This window comes from Marinobacter arenosus, from assembly GCF_019264345.1.
GTDB lineage: Bacteria > Pseudomonadota > Gammaproteobacteria > Pseudomonadales > Oleiphilaceae > Marinobacter > Marinobacter arenosus.
This window is the reverse complement of sequence record NZ_JAHVAO010000001.1, coordinates 3,135,821-3,146,762: the sequence shown is the minus strand read 5'-3', so window position 1 is coordinate 3,146,762 and position 10,942 is coordinate 3,135,821. Positions and strand designations below refer to the sequence as shown.

Below are 10,942 nucleotides of genomic sequence, written 5' to 3'. Positions count from 1 at the left end.
TGGTTAATTTTTTAAAGAGCGTTTGAGCCGTTGCTCAATCAAGGCCGCGTATTCTACATCGAACCGCCACCTTGTCAACCGTTTATTTTTCGTTGTTTTCCGTCTCCGGAAACCGCCGAAAAATCACCCGGCTTATTGCTTGTTTCGGGCTGCGCATTCTACGCTGAATCGCTACCCTGTCAACCGTTTTCTGAAGAAGCTTGAAACTCATTTTCTTCAATACTTTCAAACGGTTATCTTTCGATTTCCGGCCCGCCTCAGTGGCGTTCCCCTCGAAAGAGATGCGCATTCTACAGACCTGCTCGGAGGTGTCAACGGCGATTCTGAAAAAAACTCAAAATCACCGAAAATCGGTTACGCCGTGATCAAAACCCGGGCAATCTTCTTCTTACCCGCCTGGACGACGCAATCGTCACCCTCAACAAACAGGCGATCACCCTCAAACTTCTGGCCATCCACAAACACAGCCCCACGACCCAGCACATCCCGGGCGGCTGCGCCGTTCTTTACCAGACCAGCCAAACGGAGCACCGAGGCCATGGGCATCTCGGACTGACCATCCAGGGACACCTCAACCGTCGGCACGTTATCTGGAATATCGCCCAACGCCACCCGATTGCCCGCCGACTTGTGCGCCGTTTTCGCCGCCTCTTCATCATGGAAGCGGGTGATAATCTCTTCAGCCAGCAGCTTCTTGTAGTCCTGCGGATTGGCACCATCCGCCACAGCCTTGCGAAACTCTTCAATCTCAGCGAGCGGCCGGAAGCTCAGCAACTCAAAGTAGCGCCAGAGAAGATCGTCCGGCATCGACAACAGCTTGGTGTACATTTCGCCGGGCGAATCATTCACACCCACATAGTTCCCCAACGACTTGGACATCTTCTGAACGCCGTCCAACCCCTCAAGAATAGGGACCGTGAGAATCACCTGAGGTTCCTGCCCGTAACGCCCCTGGATGGTTCGCCCCATACCAAGATTGAAACGCTGGTCAGTGCCACCTAACTCAACGTCCGCTTCAAGGGCTACGGAATCATAGCCCTGGACCAACGGATACAGAAATTCATGAATGGCAATGGGCTGATTGGAATCATAACGCTTCGAGAAGTCATCACGCTCCAGCATACGTGCAACCGTACTCTGCCCCGCAAGCCGAATCATGTCTGCAGCAGACATCTGCCCCATCCATTCCGAGTTAAAAACCACCCGAGTCCGCGCAGGGTCCAGGATCTTGAATACCTGCTCTTTATAGGTAATGGCATTCTGCCGCACCTGCTCCTCTGTCAAAGGGGGCCGCGTAGCGCTTTTGCCAGTGGGGTCACCAATCATTCCGGTAAAGTCACCGATGAGGAAGATCACGTCGTGCCCCAGATCCTGGAACTGGCGCAACTTATTGATCAGTACGGTGTGACCAAGATGGAGATCGGGGGCGGTGGGATCAAAGCCTGCCTTGATTCTGAGAGGACGACCTTCCTTGAGCTTCGTTATCAACTCCTCTTCCGGAATAAGTTCGTCTATTCCGCGCTTGATTATCGCCAACGCCTCATCAATAGATGCCATGAACAACACGTCCCCAATTTGATCTCGGTGGATTCTGACAGTTACAGACCTCTACAAAAGAAATCTGTGAGTTACCTGCACTCCTGCTAAAGTATAATCGTACAGTTTTTAAGCAATGCTGGATGAACAGGGCGGCGCATTATAGCAGTGCCGCCAGCAAAAATCCGGGGGGATGGATCCGCAATCGTAATGTTCCATGCTCGCCCGTGTGCCGTTTATACGGTAATCTGTTTGTCTATACTTAAATAACAGCTTTAATTAGGTAGCTCAACCTACCGGAATACCGATCAAAACGGATGCGATACGTGCTGAAAATGTTTCCAAAGACCCACATTACCATTGCCGCCACTGCAACCGTCGTTGTGACCGCCGCCATTCTTATGAGCCCGAGTGCCGACGTGGAAGCCAAGCGCATGTCCTACGCGCTGGATCTGGAACAGGGCACTGTCTCTGGCAACGGCGTGGCGGAACAGGCCCAACCCGACGCAACCCAGGCCAAGGCGATTGACGAACAGGCGCCGGTGGTAAGCGCAGGCCAGGCGACCGAGGTGGCAGAGCCCGCTGAGCCCCGTTTTGACTGGGCAACCTTTGAGATCAGGTCCGGTGACACGCTGTCTTCCCTGTTCAAGAAAGCCGGCTTCAACGATGGCGTCATGCTCTCGGTCATTCATGGCGAAGGCGATGCGGAGCATCTTCAGCGGCTCTACGCCGGTGAAACCATCCGTTTTGCTACGAGCGAGGAGGGCGGCCTGGCGGCCATTGAGCTTCAGCGCAGCCTGCTTGAGTCCCTCAAAATCGAGAAAACCGAAGATGGCTTCATCGGAGAAAAGGTCATTCGCGAACCGGAAGCACGTCCGGCGTTCGCCTCCGGCACCATCGACGGCTCCCTTTATCTGGCCGCCCGCGAGGCAGGCCTGAACGACCGCTTGACCATGGAACTTGCAGGCATCTTCGGCTGGGAAATTGACTTTGTGTACGACGTTCGCAAGGGCGACCATTTCGAAGTGGTATACGAAGAACTGTACCTGGACGGCGAAAAATTCGACACCGGCCGGATTCTCTCTGCCCGTTTTATTAACCGGGGCGAGGACAACACCGCCCTGCTCTATACTGACAGCAACGGTGACAGCGACTATTACGCCCCCGATGGCAAGAGCATGCGCAAAGCATTTCTTCGCACCCCGATCAATGCCAGGGTCTCGTCACCGTTCAACCTCCAGCGCCGCCATCCGGTACTCGACGTCGTACGCCCCCATGAAGGCACCGACTATGGCGCCCCCACAGGCACGCCCATCAAGGCTGCCGGAACGGGCCGGGTACACTTTGCCGGCTGGAAAGGCGGCTACGGCCGCACCGTCATCCTTCAGCATGGCGACAACATCACGACGCTGTACGCGCACATGAGCCGCCTTGGCCGCGGCATCAAAAAAGGCACCCGGGTCAAGCAGGGCGAAACCATCGGCTATGTGGGTTCATCCGGCATGGTGACCGGTCCACATCTGCACTACGAGTTCCGCCTCAACGGCTCGCCGCGCAATTCCCGGACCGTCAAACTCCCGGACGCCAAGCCAGTACCTGCCTCTGAAATGGCTCGATTCAAACGCCACACCGAGCAGCGCATGGCCCAGTTCGACGTCTTCCGCGAGAATTACCAGCAACTCGCTCTCGCCTCAGAAGAGTAAACACCATGGAAGCCTGGATCGGGCTTATGTCAGGCACCAGCATGGATGGCATCGACGCCGTGCTGGTGTCCTTTGATGGCCGGTCGGTGAATGTCCACGCCTCCGAAACCCTGAGTTATCCGGACGACCTTCGACATCGCCTTCTGGCTGTGAGTCAAAACCTGGGCACACCCGACGAAGTCGGGGAACTCGATACACTGACCGGCACCCTCTTTGCGGATGCCGCCTGCCGGGTTATCGAACGCTCAGGCTTCTCTCCCTCAGCCATCCGCGCCATCGGCTCTCACGGCCAGACGATACGCCACCAGCCGTCGGGGTTCGCGCCGTTTTCCATCCAGATTGGCAACGCGGCTGTCATCGCGGAACGCACCGGGATAACGACCATCTCCGATTTCCGAAGCCGGGATATGGCGGCGGGAGGCCAGGGAGCCCCCTTGGTCCCAGCTTTTCACAAGGCATTTTTCAGTTCAGACCGCGAAGACCGCTGCATTCTCAACCTCGGCGGCATCGCAAACATCACCTGGATTCCGGCAGATTCTACCGAACCGGTCATCGGCTTTGACACTGGTCCAGCCAACGCCCTGATGGATGCCTGGTGCCTGAACCAGACCGGCCTTCCCTACGATACCGACGGCCACTGGGCTGCCGAAGGCCGTGTCGACGAAGAATTATTGAGAGACATGCTATCGGACGCGTACTTTGCGCGACCGGCGCCGAAAAGCACAGGCAAGGAACGGTTCAATCTTGACTGGGTCAAAACCCAGGTTCAGAGACACCCCGACATACCGGCAGAAAACGTCCAACGGACGCTGTTGCAGCTGACCGTGGCAAGCATCATCGAGCAGATGCCGTCCGCGCCAGCGATGAAAATGTATGCCTGCGGCGGCGGAACCCGGAATCCTCTGCTGATGCAGGAGCTGGAGAAGGTAATGGCCCCGACACCACTGGCCATTACCACCGAACTCGGGCTGGATCCGCAGTGGGTAGAGCCGGTGGCCTTCGCTTGGCTGGCCCAGCAAACCCTCGCCGGAAGTCCCGGTAACCTGCCCGACGTCACCGGAGCACGCGGGCCTCGAATACTTGGTGCAATCCACCACGCTTGAGCGCGCAGTCCGCGATGCACACGCACAAAAAAGGAGAGCACGTTGCTCTCCTTTTTCGTTCAGTAGGGATTGATTCAATCCGTCCCACTCAGATGGAGAACGAACTCCCGCAACCGCAGGTCGAACTCGCATTCGGGTTCTGGACCACGAACTGCGACCCCTGGAGCCCTTCCTGGTACTCGATGGTTGCACCGACCAGGTACTGATAGCTCATCGGGTCTACCAAAAGGCTAACGCCTTCCCGTTCGATCACGGTGTCCTCTTCGTCCTGACTGTCGTCAAACGAAAAACCATACTGGAACCCGGAGCAGCCACCACCCGTCACAAAGACACGGAGCTTGAGATCAGGATTTTCCTCCTCCTCAATTAACTCGCGCACTTTGGCCACGGCACTGTCACTAAAGAACAGCGGCGCCGCCATTTGTTGCTGGACTACGCTCAAGTTCGCCTCCGGATCAGATAGGAACAACTCGGACGATTATGGTATTCCTGACTAAAACAATCAACTATTCGGACTTTCCACCACCCTCGACGTCCGCCTCGGTTTCCGCCACAGCGGATGGCTCATCGGACGCGACACTCCCGGACTTCACCCGGGGCTGATCCTGGGTCAGCAGGCCTGCCGGTTCGCGCTGATGAACGAGGTTACCGTTTACCGACGCACCCATCGCCATTTCGATGAGGTTGTAATACACGTTGCCATTGATAGAGGCCTTTTCGGCCAATTCAAGGTGGGCCGAGGCGTAGACATCGCCATGGACCGTACCGTTGATGATGACATGGGGCGCCACGATATCCCCGGCAATTTCGCCAATTTCCGAGAGCCTCAGTACCGCTTCGCTGCCCTCTTCGGCCAAGACTTTCCCATGGACCTTGCCATCCACGTGCAGACCGCCGGAAAACTGGACATCGCCCTCGACCGTGGTGCGGGACGAAATCAGCGTGTCGAAATGGCCAGTAGTAGGCCGACGCGGTTTCTGCTTTTTCTTTCCAAGCATGTCAATTCTCCGTTAAGTCATCCCAGTCAAATGTTCGTTCTGCCTGCGAGGATTTGCGTCCTTCGGCCTGGGCCACCACCTGGACCTCCAGCGGTTCGAAACCGTCCGGAAGCACCAGCAAACCCTCCACGTCCTGGAAGTAGCGGAAGCGGAATTTCACACCGAGGTCTTCGATATCCTGAGACAGGTCGCGCAAGGCAATGACTTCTTTTTCTTCGTCGCGCAGGCCGATGACATTCACCGCCACCACACCCGCAATGTAGCTTTTATTATTCCCCACCTGGGTGAGCACCAACTTGAAATCGAAGGCGCCGGGCTGACGATCCGGCGCCAGCGTTAAGCTGTCCACCTGCAGTCCTTTGCTGGTCTCCGAGGGCGCCATGATATTTTTATAGAACGTCAGATCGGATTTCAGTGAAGCAATCCGGGTTTCAAGCTCAACGATGGTTTTTCGTGCCTGATTCAGAGCCTGCTCGTCAATGGCCCGGCCCCGGTCCAGATTGATGACCTGCTGACGGGCCTCGGTATAGTCCTCCCGGAGCGTATCCAGCTCCTCTTCCAGCACATCATTCGATGCTTCCACATTGGAGAAACGAAATCCCCCCTGGGCCAACCCTGTGGCGTAACCCGCAACGGCGGCAACAACGGAGAAAACCAACAGAATGGCGGTCCGCCGCAGCCGGTAACCCGGCCGGTGGCGGATCACAACATATTCCTGGGCCCGTTTGCGATCCTGACTCACGGTGACGCCTTAAGGAAGCAAAGCCGGGGCTTCAAGCCCGAGCGTTTCGTTCAGGCCGAACATGATGTTCATGTTCTGGACGGCCTGCCCGGCCGCGCCTTTCACCAGGTTATCGATGACCGAGGAGACAATGACAATGTTGCTTTGCTCCTGACGGTGCAGGGCCATCCGACACTGGTTGGCACCCCGGACGCTGCGCGTTTCCGGATGACTGCCAAATGGCATAACATCCACAAAGGGCTCGTCGCGGAACCGGACTTCGAACAACTCCTGCAGACGATCAAACTGCTCGGGTTCCCTGAGTTCCGCATAGAGCGTCGCCTCAATGCCACGGATCATGGGGATCAGGTGGGGCACGAAGGTCACGCCAACCTCAGAACCGGCCGCACCTGCGAGGCCCTGACGGATCTCCGGCAGGTGGCGATGGCCCGAGGCGCCGTAGGCTTTAAAGCTCTCTCCGATTTCGCCGTGCAACATACCAATCTTGCCCTGTCGACCGGCACCGCTGGCACCGGACTTGGCATCGGCAATCAACCTGGTCTGATCCACCAGCGCATTTTCCAACAGCGGCAGAAAACCGAGTTGGACGGCGGTTGGGTAGCACCCGGGATTTGCCACCAACTGGGCCTGGAGAATCTCGGCACGGGCCACTTCCGGCAGCCCATAAACCGCCCGCTCGGCCCACTCGGGGCTTTCGTGCGCCATGCCGTACCAGTTCGCCCAGACGTCAAGATCCTTGAGTCGGAAATCCGCCGACAGATCGACAACCCGAACACCGGCCGCCATCAATTCGGGCACCATACGCATGGCCACGCCATGCGGTGTGGCAAAAAACACCAGGTCACAGGCCTTCAACACACCCGGATCCGGCTCGGAAAAAGCAAGATCGTAGTGTCCGCGCAAATTCGGGTACATATCGGCCACAGGCATACCTGCTTCTGACCGGGAGGTAATGCAACTCACTGTAACTTCCGGATGAACCGCCAGAATTCTCAGCAGTTCCACACCGGTATAGCCGGTGCCACCAACGATGCCTACTTTAATCACTACTTTCTCCAGCGACGTCGTGTCAGGGTTTGGACGAATAACGCCGTAGTCTACCATGATAAACCAAGGACTTATTGCAGCCCGCAAAGCGGTCGTTACAATGATGTCAGAAACGCTCTCTCACTTCATCGCACCCAACCGGAATTCCGGCGTTCATGCAAAGACTCTGGCACCAGCTTACCGAGCATCTCATCCCAGTTTTCCGGCGCCGGTTATCGGGTGTCGATGCCTTGCCTCAACTGGCGGTGCTGGGGTTGTTATCCGGTCTGATTACCGGCGGCGTTATCCTGGTGTTCCGTCTCGCCATCGAATGGCCCCTGGAGTATTTCCTACCCGGCGAAGGTTCCGAATCCTTCGAGGAACTGGACCTGCTCACCCGCGGCCTGCTGCCGCTGACCGGGGCCCTGATGTTGGGCCTGATGCTGCACCGCCTGGCGATCCATGACCGCAAGGTGGGGATCGTGCATGTCATGGAGCGCCTGAATTACCACCAGGGCTACATCTCCCTCCGCAGCGCCATCGTGCAGTTCGTGTCCGGGGTCGCCACCGTGGTGACCGGCCAGTCGGCCGGCCGTGAAGGCCCCGCCGTCCACCTGGGCGCCGCCTTTTCGAGCCTGATGGGCCAGTGGATGCGGCTACCCAACAACAGCATCCGTACCCTGGTGGCCTGCGGCTGTGCGGCCGCCATTTCAGCCTCGTTCAACACCCCCATATCCGGTGTCATCTTTGCCATGGAAGTGGTGATGATGGAGTACACCATTGCCGGCTTCACGCCGATCATCCTGGCGGCGGTCAGTGCGGCCATCGTGACTCAGGCCGTCTACGGCTCGGAACCCGCGTTCAGCGTGCCAGCCCTGACCATGAATTCGCTGCTGGAAATCCCCTGGGTTATCGCCATCGCCGTCATCATTGGCATTGCTGCCGCATTGTTCATTCAACTGGTGGATTCCATGGGGCGTCATCATCATCGCCCCGTGATGCTTCGGATCGCGTTGGCGGGGGTGCTGATGGTCCCGTTCGCGATCCTGATGCCTGAAACCATGGGGATCGGCTACGACACCGTCGACGATACCATCAATGGCCAACTGGGTTTCTGGCTGTTACTGGGCGTCGGTGTGTCCAAGCTGCTGGTAACATCGCTCACTCTGGGCCTCGGCATGCCCAGCGGCGTCATCGGCCCGACCCTGTTCATGGGCGCCACCCTTGGCGGCGCGATGGGACTGGTCGGCGCACAGATCGTTCCCGAACACGCCTCCTCCGTGGGCTTCTACGCTATGCTCGGCATGGGCGCGATGATGGGGGCCGTGCTGCAGGCACCCTTGGCCGCGCTGATGGCGCTGATGGAATTGACCCGCAATCCGAACATCATTCTCCCGGGCATGCTGATCATCACCACCTCTACCCTGGTCACCAGCGAAGCCTTCGGCAAGAAGTCGCTGTTCCTCACCATTCTTAAAAGCCAGGGCCTGAGCTACCAGAATTCGCCGGTTATCCAGGCGTTGCGACGGGTGTCTGTGGGCGCCATCATGGATCGAAGCCTTCTGCGCACGGAACGCCATCTGACCATCGACGAAGCCAGGAAGGCGCTGAAGTCAGAGCCGAAGTGGCTGTTGGTCGAGGGCAGCAGTGGACCCACCGCCCTGTTGCCCGCCGTCGACCTGGCGCGGTACCTGGAGGACACGGACAAACTGGTCGCCGAGGAAGAGGCTGAAGCTCCGGAATCGGTAGACCTGATGGACATTCCGGCCAATCGTCGGGATGTCGCGCCGGTCCAGTATCAGGCCACCCTCGAAGAAGCCCTGAATGTCTTCGATTCGAGCAATTCCGAGGCCCTCTACGTACAACGGCACGTAGCCCCGATGATTCAGCGGGTGTACGGCGTGGTCCTGAAATCCGACATCGAAAGCTACTACCAATACCGACGGAGCTGATGAATGCTGTGGGTTAAAGCCTTCCACATAATTTCCATGGTGTGCTGGTTCGCAGGTATTTTTTACCTGCCACGCCTGTTCGTTTACCACGCCGCCTGCGAGGACGAAGCCGGTCGCGAACGCTTCAAGGTCATGGAACGCAAGCTGTACCGGGGCATCACCACGCCCTCCATGATTGCCACCGTGATCTTCGGAATCTGGCTGATCGGTTACAATGTGTCTGGCTATTTCAGTCAGGGTTGGCTGCACGCCAAACTGCTGCTGGTAGCCTTGCTGATCGGTTACCATTTTTACTGCGGTCATCTGGTTAAGGTGTTCCGGGACGATCGCAACACCAGAAGCCACGTGTTCTACCGCTGGTTCAATGAGCTGCCGGTGTTTATTCTGCTGGCGGTCGTGATCCTGGCCGTTGTCAAACCCTTCTAAGGAGTCGAGCCATCAAACGCTATACCCGACCTCAGGTTCTGATCTTGTCCGGCCTTGATCCCTCCGGCGGCGCCGGCATTCAGGCTGACATTCAGGCGATTACGTCCTTGGGCTGCCATCCTCTGCCGGTACTCACCTGCCTGACCGTGCAGGATACGACCAACGTTTATGGCGCCGAAGCGGTCGATGCCGAACTGATTCGCAAGCAATTGAAGTGTGTTGCCGACGATGCTCCGATTCACGCGATCAAAACCGGCGCCCTTGGTAACGCCGCGATCGTTGATGTACTGGTGGAGTTTATCGGCGAACATCCGGGCATTCCGCTGATCACGGACCCGGTGATCAAGGCCGCCGGCGGTGGCGATCTTGCGGATGATGAACTGATCACCGCCATGAAGGAGCGCCTGTTCCCGCTGACGGAAATGATCACCCCGAATGGGATCGAGTTAAGCATGCTGGGCGACAATGCGGACCCCGAACGCGCCGCGAGGAACCTGCTGGCGAGTGGCTGCGCGTCAGTGCTGGCGACTGGAGGCCACGGAACCGGACTTCACATCACCAACACGCTATTCAACCACGCGCCGGAACCCATGACCTGGGAGCTTGAGCGTATCGGCGGCGAATACCATGGTACAGGGTGCACACTGGCCGCCGCGATTGCCGCTGGCCGGGCAGCCGGTCTGTCCCAGCGAGCGGCCATCTCGCAGGCGCAGAATTATGTAAACCGGGCGATTCTGCATGCGCTGGACGTTGGCAAAGGCCAACCAGTGCCCGATCGGGGCATTCCGTGGGAACGGTGACCGGAATCCTTCGGCCGGGACTGTACGCTATTACCGACAGCCACCTGACCCCGCCGGACACGCTGATTGTCTCGGTAGAAGCCGCACTGCGGGGCGGTGCCGTTCTGGTACAATACCGGGAAAAGCACGCCCCCATGGCGGACCGGCTCCGACAGGCTCGCGACCTTCAAGCAGCCTGCACCAATGCCGGGGTACCGTTGCTGATTAACGATGACGTGGAGCTGGCCCGGCGCTCGGGAGCAGCAGGTGTGCATCTCGGCCAGTCCGATGACTCGTTGACCAGCGCCCGTCACGTGCTGGGTGAAGAAGCGATCATTGGCATCACCTGCCACGCGGACCTGGAACTGGCCCGGAGTGCCGATGCCGCCGGTGCAGTGTACCTGGCATTTGGACGCTTCTACACGTCCGGCACCAAGCCGGATGCGCCGGCGGCCAGCCCGGCCGTGCTGACCGAGGCCCGGCAGTTTGGCCGTCCACTCACGGCGATTGGCGGTATTACCGCCGAGAACGGCGAGCCCCTGATTCGGGCTGGCGCCGACCTGCTGGCGGTCATCGGTGGCCTGTTTGGCGGTGCTCCAGATGATGTAGAAAACCGCGCGCGGGCGTTTGCGCGCCTGTTCCAGCAGCATCACCCTCTTTTTTCACTTTCCAGATAA

11 protein-coding genes are annotated in these 10,942 nt (G+C 58.3%); 6 read left to right on the top strand and 5 right to left on the bottom strand.

Annotated features, from left to right (window positions below; translation table 11 throughout):
* Positions 1–354: 354 nt before the first annotated feature.
* The gene (gene tyrS / locus KXD86_RS14345) at positions 355–1,557 is read right to left on the bottom strand and encodes a tyrosine--tRNA ligase (RefSeq protein WP_218636678.1); all 1,203 of its coding nucleotides are present in this window, start codon (positions 1,555–1,557) and stop codon (positions 355–357) included.
* 305 nt (positions 1,558–1,862) lie between these two features.
* Between tyrS and KXD86_RS14340 the strand changes: the two genes are divergently transcribed.
* Both KXD86_RS14340 and KXD86_RS14335 read left to right on the top strand, forming a co-directional pair.
* The gene (locus KXD86_RS14340; protein WP_218636677.1) at positions 1,863–3,239 is read left to right on the top strand and encodes an OapA family protein; all 1,377 of its coding nucleotides are present in this window, start codon (positions 1,863–1,865) and stop codon (positions 3,237–3,239) included.
* Between the two features lie 5 nt (positions 3,240–3,244).
* Positions 3,245–4,342 carry an anhydro-N-acetylmuramic acid kinase gene (locus tag KXD86_RS14335; protein WP_218636676.1) on the top strand — a complete coding sequence of 366 codons (1,098 nt, stop codon included), beginning with the start codon at positions 3,245–3,247 and terminating at the stop codon, positions 4,340–4,342.
* Positions 4,343–4,430: 88 nt separating this feature from the next.
* On the opposite strand, the gene erpA is transcribed toward KXD86_RS14335, so the two are convergent.
* From erpA to argC, 4 genes are all read right to left on the bottom strand, one after another.
* Complete coding sequence (gene erpA / locus KXD86_RS14330) at positions 4,431–4,763, bottom strand: iron-sulfur cluster insertion protein ErpA (protein ID WP_218636845.1); 333 nt, start codon at positions 4,761–4,763, stop codon at positions 4,431–4,433.
* 85 nt (positions 4,764–4,848) lie between these two features.
* On the bottom strand, positions 4,849–5,340 hold the full coding sequence (locus KXD86_RS14325; protein WP_218636675.1) for a bactofilin family protein: 492 nt from the start codon (positions 5,338–5,340) through the stop codon (positions 4,849–4,851).
* 1 nt (position 5,341) lies between these two features.
* Positions 5,342–6,082 (bottom strand): DUF6776 family protein, encoded by a 741-nt coding sequence (locus tag KXD86_RS14320; RefSeq protein WP_218636674.1) that lies wholly within the window; start codon positions 6,080–6,082, stop codon positions 5,342–5,344.
* Positions 6,083–6,091: 9 nt separating this feature from the next.
* Positions 6,092–7,129: an N-acetyl-gamma-glutamyl-phosphate reductase gene (argC, locus tag KXD86_RS14315; protein WP_218636673.1), complete on the bottom strand. Its 1,038-nt coding sequence runs from the start codon at positions 7,127–7,129 to the stop codon at positions 6,092–6,094.
* A gap of 155 nt (positions 7,130–7,284) precedes the next feature.
* Between argC and KXD86_RS14310 the strand changes: the two genes are divergently transcribed.
* Genes KXD86_RS14310 through thiE form a run of 4 tightly spaced genes read left to right on the top strand, consistent with a single transcriptional unit; the run spans position 7,285 to position 10,942 of the window.
* Positions 7,285–9,060 (top strand): chloride channel protein, encoded by a 1,776-nt coding sequence (locus KXD86_RS14310; protein WP_218636672.1) that lies wholly within the window; start codon positions 7,285–7,287, stop codon positions 9,058–9,060.
* A 3-nt stretch (positions 9,061–9,063) separates the two neighbouring features.
* Positions 9,064–9,486, top strand: coding sequence for a protoporphyrinogen oxidase HemJ (gene hemJ / locus KXD86_RS14305; protein ID WP_218636671.1), 423 nt, complete (start codon positions 9,064–9,066; stop codon positions 9,484–9,486).
* Between the two features lie 41 nt (positions 9,487–9,527).
* Positions 9,528–10,286, top strand: coding sequence for a bifunctional hydroxymethylpyrimidine kinase/phosphomethylpyrimidine kinase (gene thiD / locus KXD86_RS14300; protein WP_218636844.1), 759 nt, complete (start codon positions 9,528–9,530; stop codon positions 10,284–10,286).
* Positions 10,274–10,942: a thiamine phosphate synthase gene (thiE, locus tag KXD86_RS14295; RefSeq protein ID WP_218636670.1), complete on the top strand. Its 669-nt coding sequence runs from the start codon at positions 10,274–10,276 to the stop codon at positions 10,940–10,942. The genes thiD and thiE overlap by 13 nt, the downstream gene beginning before the upstream one ends.

What these genes read in the sequence shown, in the direction of transcription:
- hemJ (WP_218636671.1), top strand. Translation starts at nt 9,064, where the DNA reads ATGCTGTGGGTTAAAGCCTTCCACATAATTTCCATGGTGTGCTGGTTC.
- KXD86_RS14335 (WP_218636676.1), top strand. Translation starts at nt 3,245, where the DNA reads ATGGAAGCCTGGATCGGGCTTATGTCAGGCACCAGCATGGATGGCATC.
- KXD86_RS14325 (WP_218636675.1), bottom strand. Translation starts at nt 5,340, where the DNA reads ATGCTTGGAAAGAAAAAGCAGAAACCGCGTCGGCCTACTACTGGCCAT.
- erpA (WP_218636845.1), bottom strand. Translation starts at nt 4,763, where the DNA reads ATGGCGGCGCCGCTGTTCTTTAGTGACAGTGCCGTGGCCAAAGTGCGC.
- KXD86_RS14310 (WP_218636672.1), top strand. Translation starts at nt 7,285, where the DNA reads ATGCAAAGACTCTGGCACCAGCTTACCGAGCATCTCATCCCAGTTTTC.
- tyrS (WP_218636678.1), bottom strand. Translation starts at nt 1,557, where the DNA reads ATGGCATCTATTGATGAGGCGTTGGCGATAATCAAGCGCGGAATAGAC.